Here is a 19,808-nt window from a genome sequence, read left to right on the forward strand (position 1 = left end):
GCCCGGAGTTCAAGCCCTCCGCACGGCCCCGGCCCTCTGTGCGTCAGCGGTCATGGCACCTTTCCGCCCGCGGCACCGGCTGCGGACGCGCTCCCGGGTACGGGCCGCCGGCCGCGTCCGGGGCGGGTTGCCCGCGCGTGACGATGCGGCCGCCGGCCGCGTCGATCGTCCGCATCTGGAGGGAGCCGCACTGGCACCGGGTCCAGATCGTCATCCCGCCGGCCGTCCGGTGGCGCGAGACCGTGTGGAACGGCGTGCTGTCCGCCCAACCGCAGTGGGGGCAGTGTCCCTCGAACAACTCGGATGTCCTCTCCCCGCCGTATGCTCCGGCGGTCTCTCGTCGGTCCGCGGCCCGGCGGCCCGGGCCCGGGTGTTCCCTCGCACTCCAGGATGGAAGCTTCGTCCATTCAGGTCTAGGTTGGATTTATGGACGGCATTGTGAAGGAGCACCTACATGATTGACCTGCGCCGGCTGCGCGTGCTGCGGGCGGTCGCGTACTACGGCACCGTGACCGCCGCGGCCGAGTCCCTCCATCTCACCCCCTCCGCCGCCTCGCAGCAGATCCGGCAGCTCGGCCGGGAACTCGGCGTCCGGCTGCTGGAGCCGCAGGGCCGCCGGGTGCGGCTCACGCCCGCGGCCCGCGGGCTGCTCACGCACGCCGACGTCATCGAGGCGCACTGGGAGCGGGCGGCGGCCGAACTGCACGCGCTCGACGTGGAGCCGGCGGGGGAGCTGCGCATGGCGGGGTTCCCGAGCGCGATGTGCCGGCTGCTGGCGCCGGTGGCCGGCGCGCTGCGCGCGGAGCACCCGCGGCTCGACGTACGGCTGCGCGAGGCGGAGCCCGCGGACTGCTACGACCTGCTCTTCGACGGCGAGACGGACCTCGCCGTCGTGGAGGCGTCCGCCGACGCCCCGGCCCGCGGCGACCGGCGCTTCGAGCAGCACACGCTCATCGAGGACCCCTTCGACCTGGTCGTGCACGAGAACCACCCGCTGGCCGCGCGCACCGGCCTCCGGCTCGCCGAGGCGGCGGGGGAGCCGTGGATCATCGGCCCTCCGGGCGTCTGGTCGCGGCAGCACGTGCTCGCGGCGTGCAGCGCGGCGGGATTCGGGCCCGACGTGACCCACGAGGCGTGCGACTGGACCGTGACCGGGGTGATGGTCTCGCACGGCCTCGGCGTCGCGCTCGTACCCCGGCTCGCGCAGCTCTCCGGCGTGCCGTCGATCCGCCGGCTGCGGGTGACCGGGGCGCCGGTGCCGTCCCGTACGTTCCTGACGGTCACCCGGCGCGGCGCGACGGGCAGCCCCGCGGTGCGCGCCGCGCTCGACGCGCTGCACGTACGGGCGAAGGAGACCGTCGGGTAGTCCGGCGGGCCCGCGGGGACCGTGGCTGCACGGTCCCCGCGGGCCCGCGGGACGTGGGGGAGGGGGCGGGGCGGAGGAGGGTGCCCCGCCCCCCCGGGGAGGGGGGTTGGTGACGACCGGACGGCAGGCGCTCGGGCACCGCCGGCCGGCCGCCGCTCGGGTGCCGGGGTGAACCGGCGTGGCGGGGCGGGCCGTTGGTACGGCCCGCGCCGGCCGGGCGGCGGTGCCTAGTGGGCGCCGGCGCCGGTGAGGGAGCGGACCTCCAGTTCGGCGTACTTCTTGCCGGTGGCGTCCTCGTCCTTGGAGAGGATCGAGCCGAGCCAGCCGAGGATGAAGCCTGCCGGGATGGAGATCAGACCCGGGTTCTCCAGCGGGAACCACTGGAAGTCCACGCCCGGCCACATGCTGGTCTCCTTGCCCGAGACCACCGGGGAGAACAGCACCAGGAACACCGACGTGAACAGGCCGCCGTAGATCGACCACAGCGCGCCCTGGGTGGTGAACCGCTTCCAGAACAGGCTGTAGAGGATCGTCGGCAGGTTCGCCGACGCCGCCACCGCGAAGGCCAGGGCCACCAGTCCGGCGACGTTGAGACTGCCCGCGAAGACCCCCAGCAGGATGGCGACCGCGCCGATCCCGACGGCGGAGATCCGCGCCGCGGCGATCTCCTCCTTCTCGGTGGCCTTGCCCTTGCGGATGACGTTGGCGTAGAGGTCGTGCGCGAACGACGACGAGGACGCCAGGGTCAGTCCGGCGACGACCGCGAGGATCGTGGCGAACGCGACCGCGGAGATCATTGCGAGCAGGATCGCGCCTCCGGTGGATCCCGCTCCGCCGCCGATCTCCTCCGCCAGCAGTGGTGCCGCCGTATTGCCCGCCGCGTTGGACTCGGTGATCGTCTCTTGTTTGATCAGCGCGGCGGCGCCGAAGCCCAGCGCGATGGTCATCAGGTAGAAGCCGCCGATGATGCCGATCGCCCAGAGCACGGACTTCCGCGCGGTCTGCGCCGTGGGGACGGTGTAGAAGCGGATCAGGATGTGCGGCAGACCGGCGGTGCCCAGCACCAGCGCGATGCCCAGCGAGATGAAGTCGATCTTCGAGGTGCTCGTCACCCCGTACTTCAGCCCCGGCTCCAGGAACGCCCCGCCCTTGCCGGAGTTGTCCGCGGCGGCACCAAGCAACTGGGAGATGTTGAAGTCGAACTTCGCCAGCACCAGGATCGTGATCAGCAGAGTGCCCAGGATCAGCAGCACGGCCTTGATGATCTGCACCCAGGTGGTGCCCTTCATGCCGCCGATGGTGACGTACAGGATCATCACCAGGCCGACGAGGACCACGATGAGGTTCTTGCCGGCCTCGCCGGTGATCCCCAAAAGCAGGGCGACGAGCGCGCCCGCGCCGACCATCTGCGCCAGCAGGTAGAAGATCGACACCACGATGGTCGACACCCCGGCCGCGGTCCGCACGGGACGCTGGCGCATCCGGTACGCCAGCACGTCGCCCATGGTGAACCGGCCGGAGTTGCGCAGCGGTTCGGCGACCAGCAGCAGCGCGACCAGCCAGGCGACCAGGAAGCCGATGGAGTACAGGAACCCGTCGTAACCCGACAGCGCGATGGCGCCGGCGATGCCGAGGAAGGAGGCCGCGGACATGTAGTCCCCGGAGATCGCCAGCCCGTTCTGGAAGCCCGTGAACGAACGCCCGCCCGCGTAGTAGTCGGTGGCGTCCTTCGTCTTGCGCCCCGCCCACACGGTCACCGCGAGGGTGAACGCGACGAACACCGAGAACAGCGTGACGATCAGCGTGCGGTGCTCGCCCGGCTCCGACTGGGCGAACATCTGAAGCGCGTGGGTGGTGCCCGTCATTTCCCGACCTCCGTGCCGCCGCCGGCCACGCGGCTCTCGACCTCCCGCTTGAGCTGCTCAGACCTGGGGTCGAGCTTCGCGGCAGCGTGCCGCGAGTACCACCATGCGATGGCGAACGTGGTGACGAACTGCCCGATGCCCAGCACGAACGCCACGTTGACGTTGCCGACGACCTCGGTGCCCATGAAGCCGCCGGCGTAGTTCGACAGCAGCACGTACAGCAGGTACCAGGCGATGAATCCGATGGTCAGCGGGAACGCGAACGAACGGTTCGCGCGTCGCAGCTCGCCGAACTCCTCGCTCTGCTGCACTTCCTCGTACACGTCCGGCGATCTGCCGGTCGGTGGTGTGCTGCTCATCGCGGCCTCCATGGGGCGCCTTCGGGGACGGGGGTGTCCGGACGGGCCGGGCGCGGCAACCGTAGAAGCGGGCGGCCCGCCGCACGAGCCGCCGCGCGGCGGTGGTGCCGTGAACGGTGGCGCGGATGCGACGAGCGGTAGCGAAGGCACGACGAGCGGTCGGTCAGCCCGTCGTACGCCCCGGGCGGCGCGGCAGGTCCAGCGACTCGGGCGCGTGCAGCCGCAGCAGGGCGTGCGCCGTACCGCTGGGCACACTGCGCCTCGTCAGCCACGAGACCCCCGCCATCACCGCGAACGCCAGCGGCACCGTCCACGCCGCCGGCCGCGCCAGCAACGCCCCCGGCCAGCCGCCGAGCTGCACGCCGAACATCGTCGCCGCGACCGTCGTCAGCGCCGCTCCGCCGCCGGTGAGCAGCCCGGCGGCGGCACCCTGCGGCGTCAGCCCGCGCCACCAGATGCCGAGCAGCAGCAGCGGGCAGAACGACGAGGCCGCGACGGCGAACGCCAGCCCCACCACGTCCGCGACCGGCCGCTCCACGACGACCAGCGACGCCACGCACGGCACCGCCGCCGCGGCCACCCCGGCGAGCCGCAGCCACAGCACCGTGGCCCGTACCTCCGCGCGCGCGTCGGCCGCCTTGCCCGGCGGGCCGGTCGCCCGCCGCGCCCGTCTGCGCTCCAGCTCCTGCCCCAGCACGCCGGCCACCGACATCGTCAGTCCGGAGGCGGTGGACAGGAACGCCGCGAACGCGCCGGCGGTCAGCAGCGTGCCGAGTATCGCCGCCCCCGGGCCGCCGCCGAGCAGCCGGTCGGGGAGCAGCAGCAGCGTGGCGTCCGTGCGGCCGGTCATGAGGAGTTCGGGGGTGTAGAGGCGGCCGAGGGCGCCGTAGAGCGGCGGCAGCAGGTAGAAGGCGGCCAGCAGCCACAGCACGGTCCAGGTGGTGCGGCGGGCGGCCGGGCCGTCGGGGTTGGTGTAGAAGCGGACGATGACGTGCGGCAGGCCCATCGTGCCCAGCAGGGTGGCGATGAGCAGCGAGTACGTGCCGTAGCCGGGATGCTCCGTACCGGACAGCGGGCGCGTCCAGTTGAGGCCGTCGACGGGCTCCTCGTCCACCGGGTGCGGCACGTCGGCGCCGGCCGGGAACGTCACCCGGGTCTCGTCGCCGATCCCGTGCACGCCGGGGCCGAGGCGTACCCGCTCGCCGTCCAGCCGGTCGCCGTCGAGCCGGCCGTCCACCGTGACCCGTACCGGATCCTCGACCCGCACGTCGACCGCCTGGTGCACGGTCACCGTCGTGGAGTCGCGGAACCGCGGCGGCGCGTCGGCGTCCGGCCACGGCGCCCCGTCCGCGCGCCAGGCCAGCAGCAGGAAGATCACCGGTACCGCGAGCGCCGTCAGCTTCAGCCAGTACTGGAACGCCTGCACCGCCGTGACGCTGCGCATGCCGCCGGAGGCGACGGTCGTCATCACCACCGCCGCGACGGCCACCGGGCCGACCCACAGCGGCGCGCCGGTCACGGTGCGCAGCGTCAGCCCCGCGCCCTGGAGCTGCGGCAGCAGGTACAGCCAGCCGATGAGGACGACGAGCACGGAGGCGAGCTGCCTTACGCGCGTGGACTGGAGCCGGGCCTCGGCGAAGTCCGGGACGGTGTACGCGCCGGAGCGGCGCATCGGCGCGGCGACGAAGGCGAGCAGGACCAGATAGCCGGCGGTGTAGCCGACGCCGTACCAGAGCATGTCGGCGCCGTACGCGAGGACCAGGCCGGCGATGCCGAGGAAGGACGCGGCCGACAGGTACTCGCCGCCGATGGCGGAGGCGTTCTGGAGCGGCGTCACCGCGCGGGAGGCCACGTAGAAGTCGGAGGTGGCCCGGCCGGGGCGCAGCCCGTACACGCCGAACAGGGCCGTGGCGACGCAGACGACGGCCACGGCGACGGCGGGCTGGACGGTGTTCACGTGCTGTGCCCTGTCACGACCGCGGTCACGACCGCTCGACCAGGTCCGCGAACTCGGCCTCGTTCTTGCGCGCCTGGCGCTGGTACACCCACGCCAGCGCGAGGATCACCGGGTGCACCGCGACCCCGATCACCAGCCAGGGCACGGGCACGCCGGCGAAGGTGGAGTCGCGCACGCTGGGCACCGTCGCCAGCAGCACCGGGAGCGCGCCGAGCACGACGGCGAGCGCGCCGACGACGAAGGCGGCCAGACGCAGTTGGGTGCGCATGAGGGACCGGAGGTAGACGTCGCCCAGCGGCGTCTGCCGGCCCAGGTCGTCGGCGACGAGGGCGCGGCTGCCGGGCAGCGGCTGGGAGCTGCGGGCGGCCAGCGTGCGCGGGTGCGCGACGGTCACCCGCGGCGGCGCCTCCTTGGCCCGCGGGGAGCGGCCGTGCGGCACGCCGGACGCGGGCGCCGCGGGGCTCTGGCCCCCGCTGCCGCCCGGCTGCTTGCCGTTCCGCGGTGAGTCGTCCTGCCGCGTGCCGTTCCGCCTGCCGCTCTTCGGTGCGGAGATCCCCCGATCGCCCGCCACCTCACACCGCCGCCGTCGGTGGATGTCGGATCAGCATCTCGCGGACCTGGCGGGTGTGCCGCCGGCTGACCCCCAGCATGTGCCCGCCGAGGACGACGTACGTGCGCCCCGCCTCCATGCGCAGCTCGCGCACGTGGTGCAGGGCGACGAGGTGGCTGCGGTGGATGCGTACGAAACCGGCCGCCCCCCACCGCTCCTCCAGCGTCGCGAGGGGGATGCGGACCAGGTGGCTGCCGCCGCCGGTGTGCAGCCGCGCGTAGTCGCCCTGGGCCTCTGCGTAGAGCACCTCGCTGCGCTGGACGAACCGCGTGACCCCGGCGAGTTCGACGCTGATGACCTCGTCCGGCACCGCCGCGCGCTCCGGCGCCGCCCCGCCCTGCTCCGGCTCCTCCGGCGCCGCCTCCGCGGCCGACTCGGCGCACCGGCGCACCGCCTCCGCGAGCCGTTCCGGCGCCACGGGCTTGAGCACGTAGTCCGCGGCGTGCAGCGCGAACGCCTCCACCGCGTGGTCCTCGTGGGCGGTGACGAAAACCACCCGCGGAGGATGCGCGAACCGGGATATCAGCCGGGCCAGCGCCAGCCCGTCCAGGCCCGGCATGCCGATGTCCAGGAACACCGCGTCCACCGAACGGCCCGAGGCCAGCGCCCGGTCCAGGGCCAGCAGCGCCTGCTGCCCGTCGCCGGCGGTCTGCACCTCGGCCACCCGCGGGTCGCGGCGCAGCAGGTACGCCAGCTCCTCCAGGGCGGGCTCCTCGTCGTCGACGGCGAGAGTGTGCAGCATGCGGGAACCCTATGCGGGGCGCGGCGGCATGGAAACCCGTCTACGGCTCACAGCCCGCCGGGGCCGCTCTGCACCGCGTCCGGATGGAACTTCGGCACCCGGACGTGCACCTTCGTCCCGGCGCCCGGCGCGGTCTCGATGACGAGCCCGTAGGCGTCCCCGTAGACCTGCCGCAGCCGCTCGTCGACGTTCCGCAGCCCGATGCCCGGCGCCCGCGGCGCGTCCCCCGCCAGCTCGGCCAGCTCCGCCAGATCCCCGGCCAGGGTGCGGGCCAGCGTCTCCGCCTCCATGCCGGCGCCGTCGTCCTCCACGCTGATCAGCGCCTCGCTGCCGCCGTCCGCGGCGGTGATCGTGAGCCGGCCGGGGCCCGGCTTCTTCTCCAGCCCGTGCCGTACCGCGTTCTCCACCAGCGGCTGGAGGCACAGGAACGGCACCACGACGCTCAGCACCTCCGGCGCCACGCGCAGCGAGACCTCCAGCCGGCCGCCGAAGCGGGCGCGCTCCAGCAGCAGGTAGCGGTCGATGCAGCGCAGCTCCTCGGAGAGCGAGGTGAAGTCGCCGTGGCGGCGGAAGGAGTAGCGGGTGAACTCGGCGAACTCCACGATCAGCTCGCGGGCGCGCTCCGGGTCGGTGCGGACGAAGGAGGCGACGGTGGACAGGGAGTTGTAGATGAAGTGCGGCGAGATCTGCGCGCGCAGCGCGCGCAGCTCGGCCTCGCTGGCGGCGGCCCGGGAGCTGTCCAGCTCGGCCAGCTCCAGTTGCGCGGAGACCCAGCGGGCCACCTCGGAGGCGGCGCGCACCAGGCCCGCGGACGCCTGCGAGGCGAAGACCGCGAGCACTCCGTCGACGCGGCCGGCGACCGCCAGCGGCACGGCCACCGCGTGCCGCAGCGGGCAGTCCGGCCAGGTGCAGGCCACCTCGCGGGGGCCGATGACCTGCGTACGGCCGCTCTCCGTCACCTGCGCCGCGGCCCCGGGTACGGCCTCGGAGTGGTCGTGGCCCGGCTTGCCCTCGGGGCCGTCCCAGGCCAGCAGCTCGCCCTTGGCGTCGGCGAGCGCGAGGGCGGGCGCGCCGAGCAGGGCGCGCAGGTGCGGGGCGGCGCGGCGGGCGCTGTCGTCGGTGAGGCCGGCGCGCAGCGGGGGCGCGGCGAGGGAGGCGGTGTGCAGCGTCTCGTACGCGGCGCGCTCCTGCGGGGTGCCGTACTGCCGGTTGCGGGCGACGTGCACGCCGATGAGCGCCGCCGCGGCGCAGAGCACCACGACGGCACCGAGCAGCAGCGCGGCGGTGGCGGCGGACATCCCGGGCATGGACGGACGCTACCGCGCCGGGGGCGGCCCGCGGCAGCGCGCGTCGTCGGGAGGCTGCGGGCGGCCGGGGCGGGGAGCCGGACGGCTCGGCCCCGGAAGCCGGGCCGCCAGGCGGCTCGGCACCGGCTCGTCGGCGGCTCGGCACCGATCCGTCAGCGGCTCGTCGGCGGCGCGCCGCCGGGCGCCGGGCGGGTGGCGAGCCGCGTCGTCAGCCGGCGGTGCCGGCCGCGGAGCGCGGCAGCACGGTCTCGACGTAGTCGGCGACCGCGGCATCCAGCCCCACGTCCTGCTGCGTCTGCTCGGCCAGCAGCCAGCGGTGCTCCAGCACCTCGTGGTAGACCTGCGCCGGGTCGAGCTGGCCGCGCAGCTTCAGCGGCACCGCGCGCACGGTCGGCCGGAACACCTCCCGCACCCAGCGGTGCGCCAGCACCTCGGGCCGGGCGCCGAGCGGGTCGCCGGGCTCGTAGTCGTCCTGGGTCGCCATCCAGCTCTCCAGGTCGTTCAGCAGCCGGCGGGCCTGGTTCTCCTCGGTGTCCATGCCGGTCAGCCGCAGCAACTGGCGCTGATGGTGCCCGGCGTCGACGACCTTGGGCACGAACGAGACGGTGTCGCCGCCCGGCGAGTGCGTGATCTGCATCTCCGCGATGTCGAAGCCGAGGTCGTGCAGGCGGCGTATGCGGCGCTCGATGTAGTGCCGCTTGTCGGTGGGGTAGACCGACTCGCGGGTCAGCTCGTGCCACAGGTCGCCGTAGCGCTCGGCGATGGCCGCGCCGAAAGGGATCGGGTCGATCGACGGGTGCAGCGCCCCGGACGCCTCCAGGTCCATCAGCTCGCCCGAGATGTTCATGCGGGCCAGCTCGATGTCGTACTCCCGCTGGCCGTGGCTCAGCCGCGGCTGGATCTGCCCGGTCTCGGCGTCCACCAGATACGCGGCGTACGCCCCGGCGTCCCGGCGGAAGAGGGTGTTGGACAGCGAGCAGTCGCCCCAGGCGAAGCCCGCCAGATGCAGCCGCACGAGCAGCACGGCCAGCGCGTCCATCAGCCGGTTCACGGTGCCCGGGCGCAGCGTCGTCTCGAACATCGCCCGGTACGGGCGCGAGCCCACCAGATGACGGGTGACCAGCGCCGGCTCCAGCGGCTCGCCGTCGGCGCCGGTGCGGCCGGTGACGACCGCGAGCGCGTCCACGGCGGGGATGCCGAGCCGGTCGAGGTCGCGCAGCAGCTCGTACTCCCGGCGGGCGGCGCGCTCGGGCACCTCCTTGATCGCCACGACCTCGGCGCCGGCCTCGGCGAAGCGCACCACGTGCCGTGAGATGCCGCGTGGCAGGTCGACCAGGCAGTTCTCCGGCCAGGCGTCGAGCGGCAGCTCCCAGGGCAGGTCGAGCAGCGCGGCGGGGTGCTCCGGGTTGGTGGCGCTGATCTGTAGCTCCGGGCGCACGTCGGTCCTCCTCGGTCGTTCGCCTTCCATCATGCGGTGCCGGCCGTGGCGGCGAGGAACTGGGTGGTGGCCAGCTCCGCGTAGAGCTGGTCGCCGGCGACCAGCTCGGCGTGCGTGCCCACGGCCCGCACCTCCCCGGCGTCCATGACCACGATCCGGTCGGCGCTGGTGACCGTCGACAGCCGGTGGGCGACGACGAGCACCGTGGTGCGGTGCGCCACCTCCGCGACGGTGTCGCGCAGGGCCGCCTCGTTGACCGCGTCCAACTGCGACGTGGCCTCGTCGAGCAGGAGCAGCCGGGGCCGGCGCAGCAGCGCGCGGGCGATCGCGACGCGCTGGCGCTCGCCGCCGGACAGCTTGGTGCCGCGGTGGCCGACGAGGGTGTCCAGCCCCTGCGGCAGCCGGGCCACCAGCGTGTCGAGCCGGGTGGTCCTCAGCACGGCCCGCACGTCGCCCTCGCCGGCCGCCGCGTTGCCGAGCAGCAGGTTGTCCCGCAGCGAACCGGAGAGCACGGGGGCGTCCTGCTCCACGTACCCGATGGCGGCGCGCAGCGCGGGTATCTGCCAGCGGGTGATGTCGGTGCCGTCCAGGAGTATCCGCCCGGCGTCCGGCTCGTAGAACCGCTCGATCAGCGAGAACACGGTCGTCTTGCCGGCCCCGGACGGGCCGACGAACGCCGTCATGCCGCGCGGCGGCACCTCGAAGGTGACGCCGTGGTGCACGTAGGGCAGGTCGTCGGCGTACCGGAAGCGGACGTCCTCGAAGGCCAGCGCCGCCGGCTCGGCGCCCGGCTCCGGCAGCGGCGCGGGCTCCGCGACGGGCTCGGCCGGCAACTGCTGCGCCTCGCGGATGCGTTGCAGCGCGGCGGCCCCCGTCTGGTACTGCGCGACCGCGCCCACCACCTGCTGGATCGGCGACATCAGATAGAAGACGTAGAGCAGGAAGGCGACCAGCGTGCCGACGTCGATCGACCCGGTCGCCACCCGCGCACCCCCCACCGCCAGCACGGTGATGAACGCGACCTGCATGGACAGGCCCGCCGTGTTCCCGGCGAGCGCCGACCACTTGGCGGCCTGCACGCTCTGCCGCCACGACTCCTCCGCCGCCGCGTGCACCGCCCGCTCCTCGCGGTGCTCGGCGCCCGACGCCTTGACCGTACGCAGCGCGCCGAGCACCCGCTCCAGGGCCGCGCCCATCAGGCCCACCGACTCCGCCGCCCGCTTCGCCGCCCGGTTGATGCGCGGCACGATGACGCCGATGACCGTGCCCGCGGCGGCGATCACGCCCGCGGTCACCGCGAGCAGCACGGGGTCGACGACGCCCATCAGCACCAGGGTCGCCACGGCGGTCAGACCGCCGGTGCCGAGCCCGACGAGGGTGTCGGTGGTGACCTCGCGCAGCAGCGTGGAGTCGGACGTCACCCGGGCCATCAGGTCACCGGGCTCCGTACGGTCCACGGCCGCTATGCGCAGCCGCAGCAGATAGGAGGTGAGCCGGCGCCGCGCCGTCAGCACCACCGACTCGGCGGTGCGCCGCAGCACGTACGAACCCAGCGCCCCGATCCCGGCGTTGGCGACCACCAGCACCGACATCACCACGAGCGCCGCGGCGATGGACCGGTCCTCCGACAGGTCGTCGATCAGCGACCGCGCCACCAGCGGCAGCGCGAGCCCGGTGGCACCCGTCGCCAGTGACAGCAGCGCCCCGGCGAGCAGCGCCCAGCGGTGCGGACGCGCGTACGCGAGCAGCATCCGCCATGGCGGCGTACTTGCTTCGGGGGTTTTGTCCACGGCCACTTCGCACCTCCGGCGATCTCACGGAGATCCTACGGCGCCGAAACGACGGTGCCGGAAGTTATCCACAGGCCCTGGCGCAGGCCCTGGCGCAGGCCCGGCGGGTCCGGTGCCGGACGCCCGACTCCGCGCCCCCGGCGGCCCGTCGGCGCCTCAGCCCGCGGCGTAGATGTCGCGGTAGTGGCGCAGCGCCCGGCGGTGCAGCTCCTCGGCGGGCTCGCCCGCGAAGCGATCCGGTGCCAGCGCCGCGAGCCCCGCGCCCGCCTCGCCGCCGTCCATCACCTCCGCGAGCGCGGCCGCCGCGCCCGCGGCGTGCGTGACCCAGATCGCCGTCGCCGACCACAGGCCGGGCAGCCCCTCGAACGGGCCGAGCAGCGGCAGGTTGTCCGGGGTCACCGAGAACACCCCGTTGAGGCGTACGGCGGGCGTGAACCGGTGCGCGGGCGGCAGCAGCGCGAGCGCGGCGGCCACGGCGCCGTCGAACGGCTCGCCCGGCCAGGGCTCCTCGGCCTGCACCCCGAGGTCCGCGGGCGCCACCGGGCGCAGTTCGTGGTCGTACGTGCCGATGCCGTCCCGGTCGCCGTGGTCGCGCGCGTAGGCGTGGTGCTCCGGCCAGCGCACGAACGGCCCGCGCGGATGCCGCGCCGGGTGCGGTCCGCCGTAGACGTACGGGTGGGACACCGGCGTCAGCGGCAGCCGCACGCCCGCCTGCGCGGCGAGCAGCGGGCCCCATATCCCGGAGGCGAGCACCGTGTCGTCGGCCGGCAGCAGCGTGCCGTCGGCGAGCCACACGCCGTGCACCCGCCCGGCGCGTATCTCCAGGCCCGCGGCCTCCGCCCCGTCGGCGAACGCCGCGCCCGCCGCCTCGGCCCGGCGCCGCTGCACCGCGGTGAGCAGCCCGGCGCGGGCGGTGCCGTCGCCGGGGAAGTGCAGCCCGGCCACGGCCGTTTCCGGGTCGACGAGCCGCGGCGCCAGCGCGGCGGCCTCCTCGGGCCCCACGAGCCGGGCGGCCAGGCCCGCGTCCTCGGCCTCGGCGGCGCGTCTGCGCAGCGTCTCGTACGCCGCGGGCGAGGTGGCGACCTCCAGGCAGCCGGTCTCCTCGAAGCCCGCGCCGCCCTCGGGCCGGGCACCGCCGGGCGAGTCGTAGTCGTCGGTGAGTCCCCGGTAGATCCGTACGGTCGCCCGTGCCAGGCCGGTCAGCACCGGGGCCTCGCCGAGCACGCCGACGTAGCCGGGCGCGTGGCCCGTGGACCCGTACAGCCGCCCGGCGGGGGAGCGGTCGAGGACGGTGACCTCACAGCCGTCCCGACCGGCCAGCTCCCGGGCCAGCGACGAGCCGACGATGCCGGCCCCGACGATCACGATGCGGCGAGTCATGCGGCGATCGGACCACGGGCTCCGCGACCAGGGCAATGCCGTCTCACGACATGGGCACCTGGCCTGCCGTCTGTCACATCGGCCGCGCTGCGCTGGTCACGGTGGTGACACGGTGGAACGGAGGAAGGACCCGATGGACGAGCACGAATTCCTGGCCTTGCGCTTCGAGGAGCATCGCGCGCATCTGCGCGCGGTCGCCCACCGGGTCCTGGGTTCGGCCGGGCTGGCCGAGGACGCCGTGCAGGAGGCGTGGTTGCGGGTGCGCCGCGCGGAGCCGGACGGGGTGGAGAGCTTCGCCGGCTGGCTGCGTACGGTCGTGGGCCAGGTCTCGATGGACATCCTCCGCACCCGCGCGGCACAGGGCGAGGACCCGCTGGACCCGCCGGAGCCGGGCGGATCCGAAGTGCAAAATGCGATGAACGCCGTAAATGATGCTAAATGCGTGGTGGAGGTGGCCGAGTCGGAGGGAACGGACCTGTCGGACCGGACTCGGGAGCTGTTCCGCGGCGACTCCGTCGGGATCGCGCTGCTCGCCGTGCTCGACTCGATGGCCCCCGCGGAGCGGCTGGCGTTCGTGATGCACGACCTGTTCGCGGTCCCCTACGACGAGATCGCGCCGATCGTACGCCGCTCGCCGGCCGCGACCCGGCACCTGGCCCGCCGCGCCCGGCGGCGCGTGCAGGGCCCCGCGGCCGACGGCGCGGCGGGAGACCACCGCGCCGCCGACGCGCCCGGCGCACGCTCTTCCGTTCCGTACGACCCCAGCGCCGCCGGGATCACGGGCACGCCGGCGGACTGGGGCGTCACCACACGCTGGAGTGCGATCGCCGGTGCGTTCCTCACCGCTTCGCGCGGGGATGACTTCCACGCGCTCCTCGCACTCCTCGACCCCGACGTGGTGCTTCGCGCCGACGCCGCCGCGGTGGCCGCCGGGGCGGCGGAGGAGGTCCGCGGCGCGGTGGCGGTCGCCGACGTCTTCACGGGGAGGCTCAGAGCCGCCCGCCCGGCGCTCGTGGACGGTGCGCCGGGGCTGGTGTGGATCCACCAGGGGCGGCCGAGGATCGCGTTTGCGCTCGCCGTCGCCAACGGCACGATCGTCGGCATCGAGGTGATCGCCGACCCGGACCACCTCGGCCGGCTGGAACTCCAGCCCCTCGACGGCTGAACCCCGCCGCCCGGCCGGCCCTTCAGCCGCGGTCGGCCGCGAACACCCGCGTACGGGGCTCCGCGCCGGCGGCCACGGGGCCGTCCTCGACCGGGACCACCACGTTCACCACCGTGAGCTGCTGCCCGCAGTGGGGGCAGTCGTGCGCGGTGCCCAGGTTCGGCGGCGCCGCGGCCCGCAGCGCCTGCTTCTCCGCCAGGGACACGGCGCCGCCGACCACCGCGGCCGCCCGCCGGTGGTGGCCGCGCCACCACCGCGCCTTGCACCGCGGGCCGCAGAACCTCCGGCTGGGGCTGCTGCTCCGCCAGGTGAAAGCGGCACCGCACTCGGCGCAGTACCGGGTCTGGGTGACCATGGGGCCTCCTCGTCCGGCGCGGCAGGGCCGGCGCCGTCGGCTCGGGGTTTGATGACAAGTAGATCGGGGGGAGGGTTACTGCGCCGGAACGCCTGCTGTAACCGCGGTGCAACCCACGGTCCGCCCGTAGCGGTGGTTGAGGTGAGAGCAGGTGCAGGAGAGGAGCGCTGTCACCGCGCTGCAACCTGCCGCCACGGATGATGGGCTCAGCACGGTTGATCGCGTGCGGCCCCGGTCGGCGGACCGCGGCCCTGCGGAGCAGGCCGGCGGTTGTCCGGTCGGGTTGACGAGGAAGCGCGTCGCAGATCGGCAGGTGAGGTGCGCAGCATGTCCATGGGAGAGACGCGCGGAGCCGGTCCCGTGACGAACCCGGCGGTCCGCGCCTCGGGCCATCCGGTCGCGGGCCCGGCGCCGGCGGCGACGTCCCCGGCCCCCTCGCGCCCTCCCAACCGGCTGGCTGTGAACGGCCGTTCCACCACCAGGCGTACGGCGCTGTCACTCCCGCCGGGACTGCCGCTGGCCGAATGGAGCCATCTGGGACGGCAGATCTTCGTTATCGCGGATTCTTCGGCGTGGTGGCTCGGCGACTGGCTGATCTACGGCAGGAGCCACTACCCGGACCGCTACAAACGCGCCCTGGCCGAGACGTCTTTCGATTATCAGACGCTGCGCAACTACGCCTGGGTGGCGGGGAAATTCCATCCTTCGAGACGGCGGGACAAGCTCAGCTTCCAGCACCATGCGGAGGTCGCCGGGATGTCCGTGAGCGCGCAGGACGAGTGGCTGAGCCGCGCGGAGCGGGGCCGGTGGACACGTAGTGAGCTGCGCAAACAGATCCGTGCCAGCCGACGGATCGCCGCGGAGGGGGCGGGTGCGTCCCTCGTCCAGATGAGCGTCGTGCCGGAGCGCCGGGTGCGGTGGCAGAAGGCTGCCGAGGCCGTCGGTCTGGAACTGATGGAATGGATGGTGCTGATGCTGGACGAGGCGGCGGAGGAGCCTTTAGCGGACGCCTCCGGGTAACCGGCGGGCGGAAGTTCGGGGGCGGGTGCGGCGTTGTCGGAGTCGGCCCGCCCCAATGCACGCGCGTTCGACGGAATGATGCGTTCCGGTACTTCCTCTCCGATCTGTCGCGCCTTGTCCCGCCGGCGGGACAAGGCGGCTTGATTCATGCGCCGTATGCCGTCCGAGGAGTTTCGGTGAATGTGTGGCGTACGGGGTCCTTGAGGCGTCAACCACCCGGATTTGCGTCCTCCACCCCGGGCGAGCTGTGATTTTCGAACCCCCGCATGCGCGGCACATGTCAAATGCCTTCTGTGGTGGCGTGTGTTCGCTGAGGCGCGGGGTGTCTGATCGTGGGCAGCGCTGTTAGAGTCGATGTCCGAACGGGGGAACATTCACTCGCTTCGTCCGGGAGCGAAGCCGAGCAGCGGGGGAGAGCCGAATGGCGTCGACTGCGGGGCGTTGCCTCCGCGTCGATCTGACGCCTTTCCGGTCACCCTCACTTCCCCTGTATCGAGAGGTCTGACCTCTCGGTCGCCGGTTCGGCCGGCGACCGTATCAGTACGGGTGCGTCAAGGGATTGTTCGAGTTCCGGTAATTGCACGTATGGGTTCGGGCCGTGGTCCGGCTCACCGGAAGTTGGATCGGGGAGGAATTGGAGTTGACGTCCGTGCAGGGGCATCTCGATCAGATGCCGGTCGAGGTCGAAGTCCGCAGCTTACGCAGAGCGGGCTCGCCTCGGTCTTCGGGAGAAGATCGGGAGCATGTAAGAGTACTGGCGCAGGCGCAAGCCGAACTGCCGCCCATCGTTGTACACCGCGCGACCATGCGGGTCATCGATGGGCTTCATCGATTGCGGGCCGCAGAGCTCCGCGGTCAGGACACCATCGCCGTCCGCTTCTTCGACGGGACCGAGGCGGACGCCTTCGTCCTCGCCGTGGAGTCGAACATCGCCCACGGGCTGCCGCTCACCATGGCGGACCGGAAGCGGGCCGCGAGCAGGATCATACTGTCGCATCCGCAGTGGTCGGACCGGATGATCGCGTCGGTGACGGGCATCGCCCCGGCGACCGTCGCGGCCATTCGCCGGCGGGAGTCGGCGGACACCGCCGCCACCGGCCACCGGGTCGGACAGGACGGCCGCGTACGGCCACTCAACGGCAGTGAGGGGCGCAGGATCGCGAGCCGGCTGATCAACGAGAATCCGAGCCTGTCGCTGCGGCAGGTCGCCCGGGCCGCGGGGATCTCCCCGGAAACGGTCAGGGACGTCAGAAACCGCATGCGCAGGGGAGAGGGTCCGCTGCCGGTGCCGCGGCAGCGCAGTACGGCGCATATCGAGAGCAGACCGAAGGTGGTGGCGGTATCCGCCGGCGTTGCGGGGACCGCCGCCGCCGTCCGGATACCGGTCGACGATCGCGGCTCTGCGGTGAATCGGCTGAAAGCCGACCCGGCGCTGCGGCTGAGCGAGACCGGCCGTACGCTCCTTCGGCTTCTCAACATTCACACGCTCAGCGGTGACGAGTGGGAGGAGATCATCGGCAACGTGCCCGCGCACTGCCGCGGCGTCGTTGCCCAACTGGCGCGTGAATGCGCCGGTATCTGGAAGGACATCGCGATGCGGATGGAACGCGAGAGCGTCCAGCCGCTGTGACCACGGCGTATTTCGAACGCCGTAGAGTCCTCGTGGAGAAGCGCGGCAGGTAACACGGCAGGAAAGCAGGGCGAACCCCCGCCGGAACGCGGCGGCCGGCCCTGCGTGGCGTGCGTGTCTTCGTCATGGTGCTGGGATGAAGACGCGCACGTCCTGCTGTCCGGCCGGTGAAATTCCATCGTCTCACCGGCTGACGGAAAAACATCCCCACCTCCCGCGTCCGCTTGCGGATTCCTGCCCTCACGGGTGTCCAACTCCCCGAAACGAGCTGTTGGACGGCGGGACGCGAACGATCCGCAGGGGAGAAGAGAGGGAACAGCGTGAACGGGCCCGAGACCGTACGGGGCGTCAGAAGCCGGCTGCACCGCGGCGACGACCCCGTGCCGAAGCCCCGCGCGTGCCGCCGGCCCGCCGACCCCGGATCCGCCGTCGGACGCCGCCGCGGCCCGGGTCCGGCCGTCTCGACGGCCGGATCCGGGCCGCGGCCTCGCGCGGGGCAGCGGCGTACGGCTAGGGCGCTGCCGCCGCGCCGTCGCCCGCCGGGACCCGTACGGTGCGCAGTTCGCGTGCGGCCGCGACGTCCGAGCAGCCGGACAGGCCGAGTGCGTCCCGCAGTTCGTCGCCCAGCAGCTCCAGCACCCGCCGCGCACCCGTCTCGCCGGCCGTGGCAAGCCCCCAGACCACCGGCCGCCCCACCAGCACCCCGTCGGCGCCGAGTGCGAGCGCCCGCAGCACGTCCGTGCCGCCGCGGATGCCGCCGTCCATCAGGACCTCGCAGCCGCCCGCCACCGCCGCGGCGACCTCCGGGAGCGCGTCGATGCCGGGCACCGCACCGTCGAGCTGCCGCCCTCCGTGGTTGGAGACGACGACCGCGTCCACCCCCGACTCCGCCGCGCGGCGCGCGTCCCGGGCGTCGAGCACGCCCTTGAGGACCAGCGGCAGCCGGGTGTGCGCCCGCAGCGCCGCCACCGAGTCCCAGGTGACCGCGGGCGAGAACGCCTCGGCCGTGTGCGTCGCCACCGCCGAGGCGCCGCCGCGGCGCCGGTGGGCCGTGGAGTCCGCGGCGGCGAAGTTCGCCGCGCGCACCCCCTGCGGGAGCGCGAACCCGTTGCGGACGTCCCGCAGCCGGCGGCCCATCCACGGCACGTCGACGGTGAGCATGACCGCCGCGCAGCCGGCGTCCTCGGCCCGGTGCACCAGGTCGAGGGTCCGCACCGTGTCCCGCAGCCAGTAGAGCTGGAACCAGACCGAGCCGCCGACGCCCGTGATCTCCTCGATCGGCACGCTGCTCAGCGTGCTCGCCGTGAACGGCACGCCGGCCGCCTTCGCCGCCCGCGCCGCGGCCGTCTCGCCCTCGGGGCACACCATCCGCTGGTACGCCACGGGCGCCACCGCCACCGGCATGGCCACCGGGCGTCCCAGCAGCGTCGACTCCGTCGTACAGCCCGAGACGTCCCGCAGCGCGCGCGGCACGACGCAGACCCGGTCCAGCGCCGTCCGGTTGGCCGCCAGCGTCGTCTCCGCGCCGCTGCCCCCCGCCACGAAGTCCCGAACCTCGGGCGGCAGGACAGCGGCGGCGGCACGCTCGACGTCCGCGAGCGTGTGGGTCGTGCCGATCGGGGTGTCAGCGCTGGGACGGCCCACGCTGGCCGGTCCTCTCCAGCTCCACGGCCTCGTACAGCGCCTTGATGTTCGCGCTGCCGAAGGTCTGCGCGCCCTGCCGCTCGATCACCTCGAAGAAGAGGGTGTGCCGCGGGTGGGTGGAGGCGGTGAAGATCTGGAACATCTGCCCGTCGTGGTCCTCGTCGGCCAGCACGTTCGTCGCCCGCAGGTCCGCCAGCCGCGCCTGGCTCAGCGACGGGATGCGCTCGCCGAGCATGTCGTAGTACGAGCCCGGGGTGGCCAGGAACGCGACCCCGCGCCGCGCCAGCGTGCGCACCGAACGCACCGCGTTTGCCGAGGAGAACGCCAGGTGCTGGACGCCGGAGCCCTGGTGGCCCTTGAGGAACTCGTCGATCTGTCCGGGGTCCGCGGTCGGGTCGGGCTGGATGAGCGTGAGCGTCACCGCACCCGACCGGCTCTGCACGACCTTCGACTCCATCGCCTGCGAGCCGACGACGATGCGCTCCTCGAAGACGAAGTCGAAGCCCAGCGCCTGCCGGTAGAAGTCGACCGTGGGATCGAGGCTGCCGGTGTCCAGGCAGACCGCGACGTGGTCGATCTCGTCGAGCCCCACCTCGTCCGCGCGCCCGTCGCGCTCCCGCTGCGCCGGCGTGAACCCCACGGGCAGCCCCGGGCCCTCCCCGGGGGCGCGCTGCACGAGCGTGTGCACCACGTCCCCGAACCCGCCTACGGCGGCCGTCACTTCGGGGCCGTCGCCGTCGTGTCCGGCGGGCTCGCGCACCACTGCGGCGCCGCCGGCCACCGCCGCGGCGAACGCGGCCCGGACGTCGGCGGTGCGCAGCGCGATGTCGGCCACCCCGTCGCCGTGGGCCTCGACGTAGGCCGAGGCGGGGTGCTGGTCGGAGGTGGCTTCGGTGAGTACGAGGGTGATGCGGCCGTGGCGCAGCGCGATGCTGCGGTGCCCGGCGGAGCCGCCGGTGCCCACGACCGAGAAGGCGTACTTGTCGACCCAGTCGAAAGCGGCGGCCTCCATACTTCCGACGTACATCTCCACGTAGTCGATGGCCACGTCGCCGGGCGGAACTCCGGGCTCGCTGAAATCATGCATGACTGTCCCCTGGTCACGAAGTTGCATGCGTTTCCCGGACTGTAGGCGACCGGTCGCGAATCTGGCTACGTGCGTCTTTTCTGGACTGCCGCG

The 19,808-nt window shown here is 73.6% G+C and carries 16 protein-coding genes; 4 read left to right on the plus strand and 12 right to left on the minus strand.

The window, feature by feature from the left end; genetic code table 11:
* The first annotated feature begins 454 nt into the window (after positions 1 to 454).
* Positions 455 to 1,366 carry a LysR family transcriptional regulator gene (locus tag QBL21_RS15025; protein ID WP_407562688.1) on the plus strand — a complete coding sequence of 304 codons (912 nt, stop codon included), beginning with the start codon at positions 455 to 457 and terminating at the stop codon, positions 1,364 to 1,366.
* Between the two features lie 227 nt (positions 1,367 to 1,593).
* On the opposite strand, the gene QBL21_RS15030 is transcribed toward QBL21_RS15025, so the two are convergent.
* The 9 genes from QBL21_RS15030 to QBL21_RS15070 all read right to left on the minus strand — a co-directional run bounded on the left by QBL21_RS15030 (position 1,594) and on the right by QBL21_RS15070 (position 12,814).
* Positions 1,594 to 3,231: a cation acetate symporter gene (locus tag QBL21_RS15030; protein ID WP_407562689.1), complete on the minus strand. Its 1,638-nt coding sequence runs from the start codon at positions 3,229 to 3,231 to the stop codon at positions 1,594 to 1,596.
* Positions 3,228 to 3,602, minus strand: coding sequence for a DUF485 domain-containing protein (locus QBL21_RS15035; protein WP_407562690.1), 375 nt, complete (start codon positions 3,600 to 3,602; stop codon positions 3,228 to 3,230). Before QBL21_RS15035 ends, QBL21_RS15030 begins: the two co-directional genes overlap by 4 nt.
* A 151-nt stretch (positions 3,603 to 3,753) precedes the next feature.
* Complete coding sequence (locus QBL21_RS15040) at positions 3,754 to 5,547, minus strand: cation acetate symporter (RefSeq protein WP_407562691.1); 1,794 nt, start codon at positions 5,545 to 5,547, stop codon at positions 3,754 to 3,756.
* A gap of 25 nt (positions 5,548 to 5,572) precedes the next feature.
* Positions 5,573 to 6,118 carry a hypothetical protein gene (locus tag QBL21_RS15045; protein WP_407562692.1) on the minus strand — a complete coding sequence of 182 codons (546 nt, stop codon included), beginning with the start codon at positions 6,116 to 6,118 and terminating at the stop codon, positions 5,573 to 5,575.
* A 1-nt stretch (position 6,119) separates the two neighbouring features.
* On the minus strand, positions 6,120 to 6,899 hold the full coding sequence (locus QBL21_RS15050) for a LytR/AlgR family response regulator transcription factor (RefSeq protein WP_407562693.1): 780 nt from the start codon (positions 6,897 to 6,899) through the stop codon (positions 6,120 to 6,122).
* Positions 6,900 to 6,946: 47 nt separating this feature from the next.
* Positions 6,947 to 8,197, minus strand: coding sequence for a histidine kinase (locus QBL21_RS15055; protein WP_407566430.1), 1,251 nt, complete (start codon positions 8,195 to 8,197; stop codon positions 6,947 to 6,949).
* 217 nt (positions 8,198 to 8,414) lie between these two features.
* Positions 8,415 to 9,644 (minus strand): DUF4032 domain-containing protein, encoded by a 1,230-nt coding sequence (locus QBL21_RS15060; RefSeq protein WP_407562694.1) that lies wholly within the window; start codon positions 9,642 to 9,644, stop codon positions 8,415 to 8,417.
* 29 nt (positions 9,645 to 9,673) lie between these two features.
* A complete protein-coding gene (locus QBL21_RS15065; RefSeq protein WP_407566431.1) occupies positions 9,674 to 11,395 on the minus strand; it encodes an ABC transporter ATP-binding protein in 1,722 nt (573 codons plus the stop codon).
* A gap of 195 nt (positions 11,396 to 11,590) precedes the next feature.
* A complete protein-coding gene (locus tag QBL21_RS15070) occupies positions 11,591 to 12,814 on the minus strand; it encodes an NAD(P)/FAD-dependent oxidoreductase (protein WP_407562695.1) in 1,224 nt (407 codons plus the stop codon).
* Between the two features lie 133 nt (positions 12,815 to 12,947).
* Between QBL21_RS15070 and QBL21_RS15075 the strand changes: the two genes are divergently transcribed.
* A complete protein-coding gene (locus QBL21_RS15075) occupies positions 12,948 to 13,979 on the plus strand; it encodes a sigma factor (RefSeq protein WP_407562696.1) in 1,032 nt (343 codons plus the stop codon).
* Between the two features lie 22 nt (positions 13,980 to 14,001).
* On the opposite strand, the gene QBL21_RS15080 is transcribed toward QBL21_RS15075, so the two are convergent.
* Positions 14,002 to 14,334: a hypothetical protein gene (locus QBL21_RS15080; RefSeq protein ID WP_407562697.1), complete on the minus strand. Its 333-nt coding sequence runs from the start codon at positions 14,332 to 14,334 to the stop codon at positions 14,002 to 14,004.
* A gap of 459 nt (positions 14,335 to 14,793) precedes the next feature.
* On the opposite strand from QBL21_RS15080, the gene QBL21_RS15085 reads away from it, so the two are divergent.
* Complete coding sequence (locus tag QBL21_RS15085) at positions 14,794 to 15,354, plus strand: LmbU family transcriptional regulator (protein WP_407562698.1); 561 nt, start codon at positions 14,794 to 14,796, stop codon at positions 15,352 to 15,354.
* Positions 15,355 to 16,003: 649 nt separating this feature from the next.
* Positions 16,004 to 16,984 carry a ParB/RepB/Spo0J family partition protein gene (locus QBL21_RS15090; protein ID WP_407566432.1) on the plus strand — a complete coding sequence of 327 codons (981 nt, stop codon included), beginning with the start codon at positions 16,004 to 16,006 and terminating at the stop codon, positions 16,982 to 16,984.
* Positions 16,985 to 17,494: 510 nt separating this feature from the next.
* Here the strand turns inward: QBL21_RS15090 and QBL21_RS15095 are convergent.
* Positions 17,495 to 18,628: an alpha-hydroxy acid oxidase gene (locus QBL21_RS15095; RefSeq protein WP_407562699.1), complete on the minus strand. Its 1,134-nt coding sequence runs from the start codon at positions 18,626 to 18,628 to the stop codon at positions 17,495 to 17,497.
* Positions 18,609 to 19,715, minus strand: a complete 1,107-nt coding sequence (gene hppD / locus QBL21_RS15100) for a 4-hydroxyphenylpyruvate dioxygenase (RefSeq protein WP_407562700.1) — start codon at positions 19,713 to 19,715, stop codon at positions 18,609 to 18,611. The genes QBL21_RS15095 and hppD overlap by 20 nt, the downstream gene beginning before the upstream one ends.
* Positions 19,716 to 19,808 lie beyond the last annotated feature (93 nt).

The organism is Streptomyces sp. 184 (assembly GCF_045781775.1).
Classification (GTDB): Bacteria; Actinomycetota; Actinomycetes; order Streptomycetales; family Streptomycetaceae; genus Streptomyces.

What these genes read in the sequence shown, in the direction of transcription:
- QBL21_RS15025 (WP_407562688.1), top strand. Translation starts at nt 455, where the DNA reads ATGATTGACCTGCGCCGGCTGCGCGTGCTGCGGGCGGTCGCGTACTAC.
- QBL21_RS15030 (WP_407562689.1), bottom strand. Translation starts at nt 3,231, where the DNA reads ATGACGGGCACCACCCACGCGCTTCAGATGTTCGCCCAGTCGGAGCCG.
- QBL21_RS15035 (WP_407562690.1), bottom strand. Translation starts at nt 3,602, where the DNA reads ATGGAGGCCGCGATGAGCAGCACACCACCGACCGGCAGATCGCCGGAC.
- QBL21_RS15050 (WP_407562693.1), bottom strand. Translation starts at nt 6,899, where the DNA reads ATGCTGCACACTCTCGCCGTCGACGACGAGGAGCCCGCCCTGGAGGAG.
- QBL21_RS15055 (WP_407566430.1), bottom strand. Translation starts at nt 8,197, where the DNA reads ATGTCCGCCGCCACCGCCGCGCTGCTGCTCGGTGCCGTCGTGGTGCTC.
- QBL21_RS15065 (WP_407566431.1), bottom strand. Translation starts at nt 11,395, where the DNA reads ATGCTGCTCGCGTACGCGCGTCCGCACCGCTGGGCGCTGCTCGCCGGG.
- QBL21_RS15070 (WP_407562695.1), bottom strand. Translation starts at nt 12,814, where the DNA reads ATGACTCGCCGCATCGTGATCGTCGGGGCCGGCATCGTCGGCTCGTCG.
- QBL21_RS15075 (WP_407562696.1), top strand. Translation starts at nt 12,948, where the DNA reads ATGGACGAGCACGAATTCCTGGCCTTGCGCTTCGAGGAGCATCGCGCG.
- QBL21_RS15080 (WP_407562697.1), bottom strand. Translation starts at nt 14,334, where the DNA reads ATGGTCACCCAGACCCGGTACTGCGCCGAGTGCGGTGCCGCTTTCACC.
- hppD (WP_407562700.1), bottom strand. Translation starts at nt 19,715, where the DNA reads ATGCATGATTTCAGCGAGCCCGGAGTTCCGCCCGGCGACGTGGCCATC.